The organism is Streptomyces sp. NPDC006687, assembly GCF_040636215.1.
In the GTDB taxonomy this organism is placed as follows: domain Bacteria; phylum Actinomycetota; class Actinomycetes; order Streptomycetales; family Streptomycetaceae; genus Streptomyces.
Genome location: NZ_JBEYJJ010000020.1, coordinates 1 through 16,417, shown reverse-complemented (window position 1 = coordinate 16,417; position 16,417 = coordinate 1). Strand labels below are relative to the sequence as shown.

16 protein-coding genes are annotated in these 16,417 nt (G+C 72.4%); 3 read left to right on the top strand and 13 right to left on the bottom strand.

All coding sequences use genetic code 11. The features are described from left to right. Positions 1 to 16: 16 nt before the first annotated feature. The 5 genes from ABZ716_RS22005 to ABZ716_RS21985 form a co-directional block, all read right to left on the bottom strand. Positions 17 to 1,687: a uroporphyrinogen-III synthase gene (locus ABZ716_RS22005; protein WP_358811378.1), complete on the bottom strand. Its 1,671-nt coding sequence runs from the start codon at positions 1,685 to 1,687 to the stop codon at positions 17 to 19. Further along, entirely contained in the window at positions 1,684 to 2,652 is a 969-nt protein-coding gene (gene hemC / locus ABZ716_RS22000; RefSeq protein WP_358811379.1) for a hydroxymethylbilane synthase, read from the bottom strand. Before hemC ends, ABZ716_RS22005 begins: the two co-directional genes overlap by 4 nt. Next, complete coding sequence (locus tag ABZ716_RS21995) at positions 2,649 to 4,376, bottom strand: glutamyl-tRNA reductase (protein WP_358960996.1); 1,728 nt, start codon at positions 4,374 to 4,376, stop codon at positions 2,649 to 2,651. The genes hemC and ABZ716_RS21995 overlap by 4 nt, the downstream gene beginning before the upstream one ends. Then, positions 4,373 to 5,191, bottom strand: a complete 819-nt coding sequence (locus ABZ716_RS21990; RefSeq protein ID WP_358811381.1) for a redox-sensing transcriptional repressor Rex — start codon at positions 5,189 to 5,191, stop codon at positions 4,373 to 4,375. Before ABZ716_RS21990 ends, ABZ716_RS21995 begins: the two co-directional genes overlap by 4 nt. A 273-nt stretch (positions 5,192 to 5,464) precedes the next feature. Then, a complete protein-coding gene (locus ABZ716_RS21985) occupies positions 5,465 to 5,743 on the bottom strand; it encodes a glutaredoxin family protein (RefSeq protein ID WP_351882495.1) in 279 nt (92 codons plus the stop codon). Positions 5,744 to 5,842: 99 nt separating this feature from the next. Between ABZ716_RS21985 and ABZ716_RS21980 the strand changes: the two genes are divergently transcribed. The 3 genes from ABZ716_RS21980 to ABZ716_RS21970 all read left to right on the top strand — a co-directional run bounded on the left by ABZ716_RS21980 (position 5,843) and on the right by ABZ716_RS21970 (position 9,470). Next, on the top strand, positions 5,843 to 6,856 hold the full coding sequence (locus ABZ716_RS21980) for an HAD-IB family hydrolase (protein WP_358811382.1): 1,014 nt from the start codon (positions 5,843 to 5,845) through the stop codon (positions 6,854 to 6,856). A 339-nt stretch (positions 6,857 to 7,195) separates the two neighbouring features. After that, positions 7,196 to 8,008: an ECF subfamily RNA polymerase sigma factor, BldN family gene (locus ABZ716_RS21975; RefSeq protein WP_358811383.1), complete on the top strand. Its 813-nt coding sequence runs from the start codon at positions 7,196 to 7,198 to the stop codon at positions 8,006 to 8,008. A gap of 247 nt (positions 8,009 to 8,255) precedes the next feature. Next, positions 8,256 to 9,470 carry a DUF5667 domain-containing protein gene (locus ABZ716_RS21970; RefSeq protein WP_358811384.1) on the top strand — a complete coding sequence of 405 codons (1,215 nt, stop codon included), beginning with the start codon at positions 8,256 to 8,258 and terminating at the stop codon, positions 9,468 to 9,470. 61 nt (positions 9,471 to 9,531) lie between these two features. Here the strand turns inward: ABZ716_RS21970 and ABZ716_RS21965 are convergent, their stop codons facing one another. The 8 genes from ABZ716_RS21965 to ABZ716_RS21930 all read right to left on the bottom strand — a co-directional run bounded on the left by ABZ716_RS21965 (position 9,532) and on the right by ABZ716_RS21930 (position 16,260). Beyond that, positions 9,532 to 10,554 carry a lysophospholipid acyltransferase family protein gene (locus ABZ716_RS21965; RefSeq protein ID WP_358811385.1) on the bottom strand — a complete coding sequence of 341 codons (1,023 nt, stop codon included), beginning with the start codon at positions 10,552 to 10,554 and terminating at the stop codon, positions 9,532 to 9,534. Further along, on the bottom strand, positions 10,554 to 11,621 hold the full coding sequence (locus ABZ716_RS21960) for an NAD-dependent epimerase/dehydratase family protein (RefSeq protein ID WP_358811386.1): 1,068 nt from the start codon (positions 11,619 to 11,621) through the stop codon (positions 10,554 to 10,556). The genes ABZ716_RS21965 and ABZ716_RS21960 overlap by 1 nt, the downstream gene beginning before the upstream one ends. A 95-nt stretch (positions 11,622 to 11,716) precedes the next feature. After that, positions 11,717 to 11,815, bottom strand: a complete 99-nt coding sequence (locus ABZ716_RS21955; RefSeq protein WP_003948845.1) for an AURKAIP1/COX24 domain-containing protein — start codon at positions 11,813 to 11,815, stop codon at positions 11,717 to 11,719. A gap of 151 nt (positions 11,816 to 11,966) precedes the next feature. After that, positions 11,967 to 12,176, bottom strand: coding sequence for a helix-turn-helix domain-containing protein (locus tag ABZ716_RS21950; protein ID WP_351882483.1), 210 nt, complete (start codon positions 12,174 to 12,176; stop codon positions 11,967 to 11,969). A gap of 116 nt (positions 12,177 to 12,292) precedes the next feature. Then, positions 12,293 to 13,123, bottom strand: a complete 831-nt coding sequence (locus ABZ716_RS21945; RefSeq protein WP_358960992.1) for a phosphatase — start codon at positions 13,121 to 13,123, stop codon at positions 12,293 to 12,295. A 90-nt stretch (positions 13,124 to 13,213) separates the two neighbouring features. Next, a complete protein-coding gene (locus ABZ716_RS21940; RefSeq protein ID WP_358961069.1) occupies positions 13,214 to 14,362 on the bottom strand; it encodes an acetoin utilization protein AcuC in 1,149 nt (382 codons plus the stop codon). Continuing rightward, the gene (locus ABZ716_RS21935) at positions 14,334 to 15,563 is read right to left on the bottom strand and encodes an MFS transporter (RefSeq protein WP_358960990.1); all 1,230 of its coding nucleotides are present in this window, start codon (positions 15,561 to 15,563) and stop codon (positions 14,334 to 14,336) included. Before ABZ716_RS21935 ends, ABZ716_RS21940 begins: the two co-directional genes overlap by 29 nt. Positions 15,564 to 15,606: 43 nt before the next feature. After that, positions 15,607 to 16,260, bottom strand: coding sequence for an HAD family hydrolase (locus tag ABZ716_RS21930; RefSeq protein WP_358960988.1), 654 nt, complete (start codon positions 16,258 to 16,260; stop codon positions 15,607 to 15,609). Positions 16,261 to 16,417 lie beyond the last annotated feature (157 nt).

Sequence of the window (16,417 nt, the reverse complement as noted above, 5' to 3'; positions counted from 1 at the left end):
GGCTCCGCCGGCAGGCTCACGTCGTACGACGGCGCCGCGCGCCCGGACGGCGCTCGCTGGGCCGGGACACGGTCTCGCCCGCCTCCTTGGCGGCCTCGCGGCGGGCCTCCCCGTACGCGGCCAGCGCCTCCGCCAGCTTGCCCACGCTCGGCTCCGGCGACAGCACGTCCACGCGCAGGCCGTGCTCCTCCGCCGTCTTGGCCGTCGCCGGCCCGATACAGGCGATGACGGTCACGTTGTGCGGCTTGCCCGCGATACCGACCAGGTTGCGGACGGTCGAGGAGGAGGTGAAGAGCACGGCGTCGAAGCCGCCGCCCTTGATCGCCTCACGGGTGTCCGCCGGCGGCGGCGAGGCCCGCACGGTCCGGTAGGCGGTGACGTCGTCCACCTCCCAGCCCAGCTCGATCAGCCCGGCCACCAGGGTTTCCGTCGCGATGTCGGCGCGCGGCAGGAAGACCCGGTCGATGGGGTCGAAGACCGGGTCGTACGGCGGCCAGTCCTCCAGCAGACCGGCGGCCGACTGCTCACCGCTGGGCACCAGGTCCGGCTTCACGCCGAACTCCACCAGCGCGGCGGCGGTCTGCTCGCCGACCGCCGCGACCTTGATCCCGGCGAAGGCACGCGCGTCGAGCCCGTACTCCTCGAACTTCTCCCGCACCGCCTTGACGGCGTTGACGGAGGTGAAGGCGATCCACTCGTAGCGGCCCGTCACCAGGCCCTTGACCGCCCGCTCCATCTGCTGCGGGGTGCGCGGCGGCTCCACGGCGATGGTCGGCACCTCGTGCGGCACCGCGCCGTACGAACGCAGCTGGTCGGAGAGGGAAGCGGCCTGCTCCTTGGTGCGCGGCACGAGCACCCGCCAGCCGAACAGCGGCTTCGACTCGAACCAGGCCAGCTCCTCGCGGCGCGCGGCGGCGCCCTGCTCCCCGACCACGGCTATGACCGGGCGGGAGCCCTCCGGGGAGGGGAGCACCTTGCCCTGCTTGAACACCTGGGCGATCGTGCCCAGGGTCGCCGTCCAGGTCCGCTGCCGGGTCGTCGTACCGCCGACGGTCACCGTCAGCGGGGTCTCCGGCTTGCGGCCGGCCGACACCAGCTCGGCGGCCGCGGCGGCGACCGTCTCCAGCGTGGCGGAGACCACCACCACGCTGCCCTCGCTGGCCCCCACCTCGCTCCAGCAGCGCGGCGAGGCGTGCCGGGCGTCGACGAAGCGCACGTCCGCGCCCTTGTCGCCGCGCAGCGGCACACCGGCGTACGCGGGCACGCCGACGGCGGTCGCGACACCGGGCACGACCTCGAAGGGGATCCCCTCGTTGGCGCAGGCCAGCATCTCGGCGGCGGCGTTCCCGTCCAGCCCCGGGTCACCGGTGACGGCACGGACGACCCGCCTGCCGGAGCGCGCGGCCTCCATGACAAGATTGGCGGCGTCACGGATCACCGGGACCCCGGCGGCAACTGACTTCTCGTCAGCGACCGTCAGCTGCGGCGTGTCGACACCCGTGCGCGCGTGGGTCCGTACGACGTCGAGCACCTCGGGCTCGGCGATCAGCACGTCCGCGGCACCGAGCGCCTCCACGGCGCGCAGCGTCAGCAGACCCGGGTCGCCGGGGCCGGCACCCAGGAAGGTGACCAGACCCTGGGCCGCGACGGCCGGGAATGCGGAGGTGGTGGGGCGTGAGGGGTTCACAGGGATCGCTCCCCCATCAGACCGGCCGCGCCCTTGGCCAGCATCTCGTCCGCGAGTTCGCGGCCGAGCGCCATGGCCTCGTCGTACGACTGGGGCACGGGACCGGTGGTGGACAGCTGGACCAGCGTGGAACCGTCGAGGGTTCCCACGACACCACGCAGGCGCATTTCATTGACGGTCTGGCCGTCGGCCAGGAGGTCGGCGAGCGCGCCCACGGGCGCGCTGCAACCGGCTTCCAGAGCGGCGAGCAGGGCGCGCTCCGCGGTGACGGCGGCGCGCGTGTGCGGGTCGTCGAGCCGGCCGAGCGCGGCGACGAGCTCCGCGTCGGAGGCCAGACACTCCACGGCCAGGGCTCCCTGGCCGGGGGCCGGCAGCACCGTGTCGACGGCCAGCAGGTCGGTCGCCTCGTCACCGCGCCCGATCCGGTTGAGCCCGGCGGCGGCGAGCACCACGGCGTCGAGCTCCCCGTCCCGCACGAACTGGATCCGGGTGTCGACGTTGCCGCGGATCGCGACGCACTCGACGGACTTCCCCAGTTGCTTCGCGTACGCGTTCAGCTGCGCCATCCGGCGCGGCGAGCCGGTACCGACCCGCGCGCCGTCCGGCAGCTGCTCGAAGGTCAGCCCGTCGCGCGCCACGAGGGCGTCGCGCGGGTCCTCGCGCAGCGGCATGGCGGCGATGACCAGCTCGTCGGGCTGGGTGGTCGGCAGGTCCTTCAGCGAGTGCACGGCGAAGTCGACCTCGCCTCGCACCAGCGCGTCGCGCAGGGCGGTGACGAACACGCCGGTGCCGCCGATCTGCGCGAGGTGCTCACGGGACACGTCGCCGTACGTCGTGATCTCCACGAGCTCCACGGGCCGGCCGGTGACCGCCCGGACCGCCTCGGCGACGTGCCCGGACTGGGACATGGCCAGCTTGCTGCGCCGCGTGCCAAGCCTGAGGGGCTGGTCGGGACGTGAGTTCATGATGCCCGTCCTGGGTCGTCGTTCTTCGGATCGGCCGCGTCCGCCCGGCTGACGGATGCCACCGTCTGAGGGTCGAGGTCGAAGAGTTCACGCAGCGCCTCGGCGTACCCGGCGCCGCCGGGCTCGCTCGCGAGCTGCTTCACGCGCACGGTCGGCGCGTGGAGGAGCTTGTCGACGACGCGGCGCACGGTCTGGGTGACCTCCGCGCGCTGCCGTTCGTCGAGGTCGGGTACCCGCCCGTCGAGCCGTGCCACCTCCATGGCGACGACCTCGGCGGCCATCGCCCGCAGGGCGACGACGGTGGGGGTGATGTGCGCGGCCCGCTGCGCGGCCCCGAAGGCCGCGACCTCCTCGGCGACGATGGCGCGCACGGCGTCGACATCGGCGGCCATCGGCGCGTCCGCGCTGGCTTCGGCCAGGCTCTCGATGTCGACGAGCCGCACACCGGGGATCCGGTGCACAGCGGCGTCGATGTCGCGGGGCATGGCCAGGTCCAGCAGCGCGAGCCGCACGGGCGCCCCGTCACCGTGGCTGCGGTTCCCCCGCCGGGGCTGCCGCTGCGCGGCGGCCTCCCCCTGGTCGGCCCAGGCCCCGTGCAGCTCCAGCGAACTGGCGTCCACCCCCGCCAGCGCGGACCGGCCGTCCCCGACGGGACACGCCTCCTCCGCCGCGGCGGGAGCGATGGTCCGAACGGCCCCGGCATCAGCAAGCCGCCGCCCACCTTCAGCGGCAGCCACCAGCCGAGCCAGCACATCGGCATCGATCTCAAGCCTCCCAGCGGTAGCCGGGGGAGCCTGGGGCGCGGGGGTCCGGGGCGCGGCCCCGCCCGCGGCGGAGCCGCTCATGGGCGCTGCGGGAAGGGGCGGGGTGGGGGAATGCCCCGCAGGGCCCCCCGACACCGCACCGGCGACGTCGTCCCCGGTCAGCACCAGCCCGGTGGCCCCCGTACAGGACACCACCACATCGGCCAGCGCCAGCTCGTCCGTGACGGCGGCCATGGGCACGGCCCACGCCCGCACACCGGTGCCCGAGGCAACCAGAATCTCAGCGAGCCGCTCCGCCCGCTCAGCGGTCCGGTTGGCGACAGCGATCTCCGCGACCCCCACCCGGGCCAGCGTGGCGGCGGCCAGCGAGGACATCGACCCGGCCCCGATCACCAGCGCCCGCTTCCCGGCCGCCCACTCCGCGACCGGCTGCCGCACGGCCAGCTGCTCCAGCCCGAACGTCACCAGCGACTGCCCGGCCCGGTCGATCCCGGTCTCGGAGTGCGCCCGCTTGCCGACCCGCAGGGCCTGCTGGAAGAGGTCGTTGATCAGCCGGCCCGCCGTGTGGAGCTCCTGCCCCAGCGCCAGCGCGTCCTTGATCTGCCCGAGGATCTGCCCCTCGCCGACGACCATCGAGTCCAGCCCGCACGCCACCGAGAACAGGTGGTGCACCGCCCGGTCCTCGTAGTGGACGTACAGGTACGGGGTGAGCTCCTCCAGCGCGACCCCGCTGTGCTGGGCCAGCAGCGTGGACAGCTCGGCGACACCGGCGTGGAACTTGTCCACGTCGGCGTACAGCTCGATCCGGTTGCAGGTGGCCAGCACGGTCGCCTCGGCCGCCGGCTCGGCGGCGAGCGTGTCGTGCAGCAGCTTGACCTTGGCGTCGGCGGACAGCGAGGCCCGCTCCAGCACGCTCACCGGCGCACTGCGGTGGCTCAGGCCAACGACGAGCAGACTCATGCCGGCATCACCGCCGGAACGTCACCCTCGGGACCGCCCTTGCGCGCGGCGGCGGCAGCCCGCCCGGCCGGCGGCTCGACGGCGGCCACCGGTGCGGCCCCGGTACCCGCACCCGCACCGCCCGCGGCACCGGCAGCCGCGCCCCCCGGCTCCTCGCCGGCCTTGCGCTGCTCGTGGAACGCCAGGATCTGCAGCTCGATCGACAGGTCGACCTTGCGCACGTCCACCCCGTCCGGCACGGACAGCACGGTGGGCGCGAAGTTCAGGATGGAGGTCACACCGGCGGCGATCAGCCGCTCGCTGACCTGCTGCGCGGCGCCCGCCGGGGTCGCGATGACCCCGATGGAGACCCCGTTCTCCTCGATGATCTTCTCCAGGTCATCGGTGTGCTGCACGGGCATCCCCGCCACCGGCTTGCCGGCCATGGCCGGATCGGCGTCGATCAGCGCGGCCACGCGGAACCCGCGCGAGGCGAAGCCGCCGTAGTTGGCCAGGGCGGCGCCGAGGTTGCCGATGCCGACGATGACGACGGGCCAGTCCTGGGTCAGCCCGAGCTCGCGGGAGATCTGGTAGACGAGGTACTCGACGTCGTAGCCGACGCCCCGGGTGCCGTAGGAACCGAGGTAGGAGAAGTCCTTGCGCAGCTTCGCGGAGTTCACTCCGGCGGCGGCGGCGAGCTCCTCGGAGGACACCGTGGGCACCGAGCGCTCGGAGAGCGCGGTGAGGGCGCGCAGGTACAGCGGAAGCCGGGCGACAGTGGCCTCGGGAATACCTCGGCTGCGGGTCGCCGGTCGGTGAGTTCGGCCAGTTGCCACGATGCTCCTGCGGGATGAGCGGGGCTGCAGGCGGCCTCGTGTCGCAGGACCGCCCCGTCGACAGCAGGCTATGTCTTTGTGAACGCGTGCACAAAGATTGTGTCCGCTTTGTCCGACCAAAGTGACCGGGGTCACGCGGGGTGGGCACAGAGGGCCGGAACCGGGAACGGGCCGAACCCGTTCAAATCCCGAGGGGGGCAAAGCGGTACACACTCCTCATCGATACGCCCCCGAGTCCCCATAAATCGCCCATGATGGTAACGGCCCGGAGGGTCAGACTCCCAATGCCCGCCGCAGGCGGTCGGGGTTCACCCTCCAGAAGGTGTGCTGCTCACCGTCCACCAGCACGACCGGAATCTGTTCCCAGTGCCGGCGGTAGAGCTCCTCGTCCTGCGAGATGTCCTTCTTCTCCCACCGCGCGCCCGTCTCGGCGCACACCTTCTCGATCACTTCCTGGGCGTCGTCGCACAGATGGCACCCCGGCTTCCCGATGAGCGTCACCACCCGCTCCTCGGGACGCTTCTTTTCCTTACGTCGCAGCAAAGGGCTCATGCCGCCATTGTCCCGCGCCGGGGCGGCGTGCCCGAAGAGTTAACCGCTCCGTTTCCCGGCGGTTCGGGAACTCCCGAACACAGTGGCTATGCTCGCGTCATGGCCGCTCTGGGATGGCTCACCCCCCGTAGACGCTCCGCGACAGCGCGGAGCGTGCTGGCAGGCGAAGCCTCGGCCGAGGCCGCCCGCAAGACCGCGTGGTCCGACTCCCCCTCGCAGGCCGACGAGGCGCCGGCGGAGGCCCCCGGGACCACGACCGGAACCGGAACAGACACCACCGCCACCGCGCCGGAGACGGACGCGGCCGCCGAGGCGGCCGAGCCTGCCTTCCCGGTCCCCGGCGACGACCTCGCCGCCGCCTTCTTCGACCTCGACAACACCGTCATGCAGGGCGCCGCGATCTTCCACTTCGGCCGCGGCCTCTACAAGCGCGAGTTCTTCCGCCGCCGCGAACTGGCCCGCTTCGCCTGGCAGCAGGCATGGTTCCGGCTCGCCGGGGTCGAGGACCCCGAGCACATGCAGGACGCCCGCGACAGCGCGCTGTCCATCGTCAAGGGCCACAAGGTCTCCGAACTCATGGCGATCGGCGAGGAGATCTACGACGAGTACATGGCGGAGCGGATCTGGCCGGGCACCCGCGCCCTGGCCCAGGCCCACCTCGACGCCGGCCAGAAGGTCTGGCTGGTCACCGCCGCCCCCGTCGAGACCGCCACGATCATCGCCCGCCGCCTCGGCCTGACCGGCGCCCTGGGCACCGTCGCCGAGTCCGTGGACGGGATCTACACCGGCCGCCTGGTCGGCGAGCCGCTGCACGGCCCCGCCAAGGCGGAGGCGGTGCGCGCCCTGGCCGCCGCCGAGGAGCTGGACCTCGCGCGCTGCGCCGCGTACAGCGACTCGCACAACGACATCCCGATGCTGTCGCTGGTCGGCCATCCGTACGCGATCAATCCCGACACAAAACTGCGCAAGCATGCCCGTGCACACGACTGGCGGCTGCGCGACTATCGGACCGGCCGCAAGGCCGTGAAGGTCGGCGTCCCGGCCGCCGCCGGCGTCGGCGCGCTCGCGGGCGGCGCGGCCGCCGCGATCGCCCTGCACCGCCGCCGCAAGTAGCGACGCCGGGCCCCGCCCCGCCGCGGGCGGCCCGGTGTCCATTCGCTCCCCTCTACCCGCGCCGTCGGCGCGGCACTCCGGCCTGCCCGACTCGGTCGCCCGGCACCCCGGAAGCTTCCATTCCGCGCACCCAAGTGATCAGTAATCGATCACCAACCCGCTCTGAATATGCCCTGGACACGCAACAGAAGCGTCGGAACCGGTGATTTCAGCAACTGGGTGTAGCACTGCCTGTACGAAGCGTTATTCTCCTCAAACGCATGCCGCCGCCCGCCTGTCGCCACGACGGGTGAACGGTCCCGCACTGCACGTGATGGAAGCTCTGCCTCTGGGAGTCCCGTGTACCCACCTGTCGGGGTTGACGCCTCGGGCCTGGCTACGCTGCGCGCAAGGGTCCTCGACCACCTGCGCGGCTTCGTCCCCACCGCGTACGCCGTCCCCGCCCTCGCCGCCGCGGTCCCCGCCGGACTCGGTCCGGCCGGTCCCTGCTACGCCCTGACCGACGGCGGAGCGACGGTGGGCAGACGAGGTCGCACCAGCGCTGCCTCCGCCGCCGGCGGCGGCACGACCGCGCCCGCCGCCCGCCGCCCCACCGCGGACAGCGACCAGGCCCGCATGATGGACCTGGTCGAACGCGCCCAGGCGGGCGAGGCAGAAGCGTTCGGCCGCCTCTACGACCAGTACAGCGACACGGTGTACCGCTACATCTACTACCGCGTCGGCGGCAAGGCGACCGCGGAGGACCTCACCAGTGAGACCTTCCTGCGCGCGCTGCGCCGTATCTCCACCTTCACCTGGCAGGGCCGGGACTTCGGCGCCTGGCTGGTGACCATCGCGCGGAACCTGGTGGCGGACCACTTCAAGTCCAGCCGGTTCCGCCTGGAGGTCACCACCGGCGAGATGCTCGACGCCAACGAGGTGGAGCGCAGCCCCGAGGACTCCGTGCTGGAATCCCTCTCCAACGCGGCCCTGCTCGAAGCCGTCCGCAAACTCAACCCGCAGCAGCAGGAGTGCGTCACCCTGCGCTTCCTCCAGGGCCTCTCGGTCGCCGAGACGGCCCGGGTCATGGGGAAGAACGAGGGCGCGATCAAAACGCTCCAGTACCGCGCGGTCCGCACCCTGGCCCGCCTGCTCCCCGAAGACGCCCGCTGACCGACGGGGCGGACCCGCCCCGCGCCACCACACGACAACCCACACCCGGTGACCCCTCGATGACGCTGTGGTCCGATCATCCTTCGTCCGTAACCCAAGTGCCGCGCCGCTCGTTGTGCGGAATGCAGGCTCCCTGTGGACAAGCCCTGCCCGAAGCCGCTCACTCGAAAGTGTGGATGTGCTCAAGGAAGGCAACCTTCCGGACACCTGGGGGAGTCGATCGTCATGACGAGAGGAGGTGCCGCCAGTGATCGCGAACGTGACCCCGCACCGGCGGGCGAACGCCTTCGCCCAGGCCCTGGAGGATCGGACCCCTTCCGACCTTTCGGAACCGGAACCGGCGGCCGAGCAGTCCGAGGCACCTGCCGAATCTGCCGACCACGACCGGTTGTTGGCCCTGGCGAGCGTGCTCGGCGAAAGAATGCCGCGCCCGGTGCTGGACCCCGAGGTCAAAGTGGTGCAACGAGCCCAGCTCGTCGCCGCCATGGAGGCCATGGTGATGGAGGAGAGGGCCGGGGGCGGTGCCGCCGCGGACCCTCAGGTGCCCGAGCAGCGGACCGGCCGCGGCGCCCACCGGGCGACCTCGCTCCGGAAATTGCGGCCCCGCTCCCGCTGGTCCAAGGGCATCGCAGCGGGTGGCCTCACCGTGGGTGTGGCCGCCGGGGCCTTCAGCGGAGTGGCCGCTGCCAGCACCGACGCCCTGCCAGGTGACTCCCTCTACCCGGTCAAGCTGGGCATGGAGGACCTCAAGCTGGGTCTGGCCGATGAGGACGCGGACCGGGGCGAGCTCTACCTCGACCAGGCGTCGAACCGCCTGTCGGAGGCGCGCAGGCTGATGGAGCGCGGCCGCTCCGGCCCCCTGGACCACGAGGTCCTGGGCGAGATCCGGCGCGCCCTGGCCGGGATGAAGCACGACGCGGCGGAGGGCCACCGGCTCCTCCAGGCAGCCTACGAACGGGACGGCTCGCTCGGCCCGATCCAGACGCTGTCCTCGTTCTCCCGCTCCCACCGCGACGCGTGGGGCCGGCTCCGCTCCGACCTGCCGCCGCAGCTGCACGACGTGGGCGACCAGGTGACCTCGGTCTTCCAGGCCATAGACGAAGACGTCGAGCCGCTCCAGGGCCTCCTGCCGAAGCCCCCCGAGCAGAGCCGCGGCGGACCGGGCTCCGGCCGCTCCACGCCGGACACCACCACGGCCCCGGGCAAGCACCAGCAACCCGCCCCCGGCGCCAGCTCACAGCCGGCCGCACCCACCCCGCCCAGCACCTCCGGAAGCCACACCCCGGCTCCCGGAAGCGGCCTCCTGGGCGGCACGGGCGATCTGCTCCACCCCCCGGCACAGGGCCAGCCCACCCCGGGCACCCCGGCGGCCCCGGACCTCCCGCACCCGGACATCACCCTCCCGCCCCTCCTCCCGGACCTCCTCCCCGGCCTGGGCCTCAAGGCGGAAGACGCCGAGTAGCAGCAAGCTAAAGGGGGTGGGACCACACCACCAGGTGTGGTCCCACCCCTGAAGCCTGCCCTCAGAAGAACACCGACCGCCGCTGCACCAGCAGTTTGTACAGCGTGTGCTGGATCCGCTCCCGCACCTCATCGGTCAGGTTGAACATCAGCATCGGATCCTCGGCCGCCTCCGGCGCGTACCCGTCCGTCGGGATCGGCTCCCCGAACTGGATCGTCCACTTCGTCGGCAGCGGCACCGCTCCCAGCGGCCCCAGCCAGGGGAACGTCGGCGTGATCGGGAAGTACGGCAGCCCGAGCAGCCGCGCCAGCGTCTTCGCGTTGCCGATCATGGGGTAGATCTCCTCCGCCCCCACGATCGAACACGGCACGATCGGCGTCCCCGCCCGCAGCGCCGTCGAGACGAACCCGCCCCGCCCGAACCGCTGGAGCTTGTACCGCTCACCGAACGGCTTCCCTATCCCCTTGAAGCCCTCCGGCATCACCCCGACGAGCTCCCCCGCCTCCAGCAGCCGCTGCGCGTCCTCCGCGCACGCCAGCGTGTGCCCGGCCTTGCGCGCCAGCTCGTTGACCCCCGGCAGCATGAACACCAGGTCAGCCGCCAGCAGCCGCAGGTGACGCTCCGCCGGATGGTGGTCGTGCACCGCGACCTGGAGCATCAGCCCGTCCAGCGGCAGTGTCCCGGAGTGGTTCGCCACGATCAGCGCCCCGCCCTCCTTCGGGATGTTCTCCACACCCTTGACCTCGACCCGGAAGTACTTGTCGAACAAAGGCCGCATCAGGGACATCAGGACCTGGTCCGTCAGCTCCTTGTCGTAGCCGAACTCGTCGACCTCGTACTCGCCCGTCAGCCGCCGCCGCAGGAACGCCAGCCCGCCCGCGATCCGCCGGTCCCAGTCACCCCCGCCGCCCGTACGGCCCGCCGGCGCCCGCCCGGGCTCCACCAGCTCGACCGGCCCGCTCTCCTGGGCGGCCGGCGGCTGCGCGGGAGCCGCCACCGCGTCCACGGCCCGCGCCGCGCGCGCGGAGCCGCCGCGCCGGCGCGGCCGGTCCTCGCCGAACGGAATGACCTTGGCGTCCGCCACTACCGCTCCACCCTCTCGTCCACGTACCCGTCCACGTCCACGTCCAGCAGCCCCGCCAGCCGGTCCACGGCCCGCCCCACCCGCTCCGGCGGCAGCAGCCCGTTCGCCCGGCTCCGCGCGAAGTCCGCGAAGGTCTCCACGGTCGTGTACCGCGCCCGGAACCCGAGCACCTCACGCATCTGGGTGGTCTCCACGACCCGCCCGTGCGTCAGCAGCCGGATCTGCTCCGGCGAGAAGTCCGTCGCCCCGACCGCCCGCAGTGCCTGGCCCACCCAGGTCACCGCCGGCAGCAGCAGGGGCACCGCCGGCCGCCCCAGCCGCCGCGCGCACTGCGACAGCAGCAGGACCCCGTCCCCGGCGATGTTGAAGGTCCCGCTGTTCAGCGTCCCCCGCCGCGGCTCCCCGGCCGCCAGCCGCAGCACGTCCACCACGTCGTCCTCGTGGACGAACTGGAGCCTGGGGTCGTAGCCGAGGACCGTCGGCATCACCGGCATCGAGAAGTACTCCGCCAACGCCGAGTCCGCGAACGGCCCCAGGATGTTCGCGAAGCGCAGCACGCACACCGCCACATCCGGCCGCCGGCGCGCGAAGCCCCGTACGTACCCCTCGACCTCCGCCGCCTCCTTGGCGAACCCGGCCGCGGGCAGCGACTTGGGCTGCGTGGTCTCGGTGAAGACGGCCGGGTCCCGCGCTGTGCCCCCGTACACGCTGGTGCTCGACTTCACCACGAGCCGGCGTACGGTCGGCGACTTCTGGCAGGCGCCCAGGAGCTGCATCGTCCCGATGACGTTGGTCTCCTTGACGGCGCTGCGGCCGCCCGGCGTGCCCGGCGCGCCTCCGGTGACCGCCAGATGGACCACCGTGTCCACGGCGTGCTCGGCGAGCACCCGGGCGATCGCCGACTGTCTGATGTCCGCATGCACGAACTCGGCCGAGCCGAGCCGGTGCGGCGGGGTCACGGCATCGACCGCGATGACCCGCTCCACCTCCGGGTCGCGCTGGATGCGCCGCACGAAGCGGCCCCCCAGCTGCCGGGCAGCCCCGGTGACGAGCACGACCTTCCCCACGAGCTCAGCGCCTCCCTCGAAGAAGTACCCCGGCTGCACCGCAGCCCCCCCACCAGGATGGTGGAGGGGCTGCGGAAAACACGTACAGCTGCCGTTTACTTCTTGTTACGGCGCTGGACGCGGGTGCGCTTGAGCAGCTTGCGGTGCTTCTTCTTCGCCATCCGCTTGCGCCGCTTCTTGATAACAGAGCCCACGACTACCCTCGCTCACTTCTCGGAACATCCCCGCGCCAGCGGGGATCGGTGCGGGGCGTCTGGGCCCACACGACCTACGTCGGCCTAGCCTACCCGCCCGAGCTCTGAGCTTGTAATCCGAGGCTTCCGCAGTGTTGCCCGAGCCTCACTCTCAGGCCGACTCCACCCCCACGAAAGACTCCCGGAGGTACTCGTGGACCGCGTTTTCGGGGACCCGGAAGGACCGGCCCACCCGGATCGCGGGCAGATGACCGTTGTGCACCAGGCGGTACACGGTCATCTTCGACACTCGCATCACCGAGGCGACCTCCGCCACGGTCAGGAACTGAACCTCACTGAGAGGTCGATCGCCAGCAGCCATGACACCCACCTTGACCTCCTGCGCATGACGGGCACCGGCTTCCCCTCCGGTTACTCCTCGTCGTCGCACGCTCACTCCCCAGAGTAGGGGCGCGTGATACGGCTGGGGAAGAGGAGCTACGGCCACTCCTGACGCACCGGCAGCCCGGCGTGCTGCAACACGAAACGCGTGAGCGGCCCATAGGCGGCCGAACGCACCGCGTCGTCAACCGGAACCACCGCCGCCACCCGCCCCTCGGCCTCCCCCACGAACAGCGCGGGATCGTCCGTATCAGCCAGACCGATCGCCTCCACACCCAGCTGACCTGCACCGCAGACCCACCCGTGGTCCCCGACGACCAATTCCGGGAGCGGCCCGCCCGACTCAGCCAGCGCCCCCAGCGCGACCCGAACCGGGAGCGGCGAATGCGAGTGTGCGCCGGTGGCACTCCCCGCTTCCCGCGCGCCGGGTTCCCGCACCAGTGCGACTCCCCGTACGTAATCGATCGTGTGCCCGCGTACGCCGAACCGGGTCGCCATGTCGACATGGACCCCCTGCGCCGGAGTGAGGACAACACAGCCCGCCGCCGACATCGCCCCCGCCAAAGTGGCGTAGAAACCCAGCAGCCGATGCGGGTGCCCCGTCCCGAACAGCACCGGCGCCCCCGCCCCCGCCGCCTCCCGCAGCCGCTCCGCGAACACCCGCAGCCCCGCCACCGTCCGCCCCGGATCGATCACGTCCGGCCCGCTGACCTGCGCCGGATCCGCCGAGACCCCGCACCGGTCCGCCATCAGCCCCAGCAGCGCACCCTCGTCCCACCGGCCCACGGGATCCAGCCCCAGCAACACCCGCGGATCGCGCGCCGCGAACAGCCGGTAGCTGCGCAGGCTCTGCTCCCGCGTGGTCGCGACGGGCCCGGCCAACCGGGCGGCCAGCAGATGCGCGCGCAACGCGCCCTCGCTCAACACCCTCCGATGCTGCCGCACGGAATCTGTCGCGCCCTCAATTCAGCTCCAGCACCCCACCGTTGGGCTAACCGGCCGAGCCCTGCTCAGACGTCACACCAGCATCCCCCGCAACGGGAACACCGCCCGACGCGTCGCGAGAACGGCCTGATCCGTACGGTCCGCCGGGTCGTACCCCGCGTCCCACTCCCGCCACGCCACCTCACGCCCGTCCGTCATCCGGGCCGGCCCCCGCTGCCGCGTCCGCGCGTACACCTGGTCCCGCCAGGACTGCGGGACCATCTCCCGCGGATCCACCGGCCGGTGCGCCGCGATGCCCACCAGGTGCGTCCACGACCGCGGGACGACGTCCACCACCGCGTACCCGCCGCCGCCCAGCGCCAGCCACCGCCCGTCCGCGTACGTGTGGGCGAGGGTGTGACACGCCGCCTGCACCGCCCGCTGCGCGTCCAGGGACACCGCCAGGTGCGCCAGCGGGTCCTCGAAGTGCGTGTCCGCCCCGTGCTGGGTCACCAGCACCTGCGGCCGGAAGTCCGCCAGCAGTTCCGGCACCGTCGCGTGGAACGCCCGCAGCCACCCCTCGTCCCCCGTCCCCGCCGGCAGCGCCACGTTCACCGCGCTGCCCTCGGCGTCCGGACCGCCCGTCTCCTGCGGCCACCCCGTCTGCGGGAACAGCGTCCGCGGGTGCTCGTGCAGCGACACCGTCAGCACCCGGGGGTCGTCCCAGAACGCCGCCTGCACCCCGTCCCCGTGGTGCACGTCCACATCCACGTACGCGACCCGCTCCGCCCCCAGCTCCAGCAGCCGGGCGATCGCCAGCGCCGCGTCGTTGTACACGCAGAAGCCCGCCGCCCCGCCCGGCATCGCGTGATGCAGCCCGCCGGCGAAGTTCACCGCGTGCCGGGCCTCCCCGCGCCACAGGGCCTCCGCTCCCGCCACCGACTGCCCGGCGATCAGCGCGGACGCCTCGTGCATCCCGGCGAACGCCGGATCGTCCATCGTCCCCAGCCCGTACGAGCCGTCCGCCAGCCGGGGATCCGCCGACACCGCGCGGACCGCCGCGACGTAGTCCTCCCGGTGCACCAGCCGCAGCGTCGAATCCCCCGCCGCCCGGCCCGCCCGTACCTCCATCTCCCGGTCCAGCCCGAAGGCACGCACCAGGCCCATGGTCAGCGCCAGGCGCACCGGGTCCATCGGATGGCTCGGTCCGAAGTCATACCTCGTTACCGCCTCGTCCCACATCAACAGCCCGGTCACCGGCTCGCCGCTCATGCGGCACACCGTATCGGGCCCTGTCCGCCGTGCCGAACGAGCGGGCGTAGAGCAGCGTGACGAGGACCAGCGCCATCGGCACCACCATGGCGCCCCGGTAGTTCCAGGCGTCCCCGATCCCGCCCACCAGCGGCGAACCGACCAGGAAGCCGACGTAGTTGAAGATGTTCAGCCGCGCCACCGCCGTGTCCGAGGCGTACGGGAACAGCCGACCCGCCGCCGCGAACGTCTGCGGCACGATCACGCACAGCCCGGTCCCCAGCAGGGTGAACCCCAGCATCCCCACCCAGGCACCCGGAGCCACCGCCACCACCGCGAACCCGCCCGCGGCCACCACCGCCCCGCAGCGCACCACGGCCACCGCCCCGAACCGCCGCACCCCGAGGTCCCCCACGGCCCGCCCCACGAGCGTGGTCACCATGTACACGTTGTAGGGGACGGTCGCCAGCTGCTCCGAACTCCCCAGCACGTCCTGGAGGTACTTGGCACTCCAGTTCGCCACCGTCGAGTCCCCGATGTACGCACACGCCATCACCAGGCACAGCGGCAGCAGCAGCCGCCCGCCCCGCGCGGGCCACCCCTCGCCGGCCTCCCCCGCCCCGCCGGACTTCGTGTCCACGTAGTACCGGCTGCCCGCCAGCGCCAGCGGCAGCACGACCACCACGGCCGGCAGGTATCCGGTGAAGAGCGCCAGGTGCCAGTGCGCCCCCGCCCAGGCGGCCGAGGCCCCGAGGATCCCGCCCAGGCTGTACGCGGCATGGAAGCCCAGCATGATGGAGCGCCCGTACGCCCGCTGGAGGCTGACCCCGAGCATGTTCATCGAGGCGTCCAGCGCCCCCACCGCCAGCCCGAACACCCCGAGCGCCACGGCCACATGCCACATCCGGCTGCCCGCCCCGACCCCGAGCAGCGCCAGCAGCACCACGGGCTGCGCCCACCGCAGCACGGCGCTGGGCGCGACCCGCTTCACCAGGTGCTCGGTGGCGACGCTGGACACCCCGGCGAGGACGGGCACGGCGGCGAGGAAGGCGGGCAGCAGCCCGTCGGATATGCCGTACTGGTCCTGGATGGCCGGAATGCGGGTCACGAGCAGGGCGAAGGCGACCCCTTGCGCGAAGAAACTGAAGCCCAGGGCACCGCGTCCCCGCCGCAGCCGCACGTCATCTGTCATGGCCGCACAGCGTAGGCCCCCCTCCTACCGGTGGGTAGAGAGATCACGTACCCAATCCGAGCAGGGCGGACAGCTCCTTCATCTCCCCGAAGCAGGCGGTGGCCCCGGTGAGCCGGGACGCGGGGACCATGGAGGTGAACCCGAACACGTCCATGCCGGCGGCCCGGGCGGCCTCGACGCCGAGGGGGCTGTCCTCGATCACCACGCACTGGGCGGGGTCGACGCCCATCATGTCGGCGGCGTGCAGGAACAGGTCGGGCGCCGGCTTGCCCCGGGCGACGTCGTCCGCGCTGAAGATCCATTCCTCTTCGAACCACTCGTCGAGCCCGGCGCTGCGGTGCCCGACACGGATCCGCTCATGGCTGCTGGAGGAGGCGACGCAGTACGGGACTCCGTACGCGGAGAGCTCCCCGAGCACCTCGGTCACCCCGGGCACGGGCTGGAGTTCGCGCGCGAACGCCTCGAAGATCCGCTCGTGCAGGATCCGGTCGAAGTCGTCCGGCAGCCGCTGACCGGTGCGCTCCTGGACGAGATCGTGGATCCGGTGCACGGCCCCGCCCATGAAGTCGCGAAGGGAATCCTCGTACGTGGTGGGGTGCCCGACCTCCGTCAGGTACGCGGCGAGGATGGTGTTGGAGAGCGGCTCACTGTCCACGAGGACGCCGTCGTTGTCGAAGATGACCAGCTGGTAGACCATCAGTCCACCCTACGATCGCCCGCCCGGGCTTCCCGGCAGGGCGGTGCGAGGTAAACGGCTGAAAACGCAGAAAAGCCCCGCACCAGAAGGTGCGGGGCTTTCCCACAATGATTGTTCGGCGGCGTCCTACTCTCCCACAGGGTCCCCCCTGCAGTAC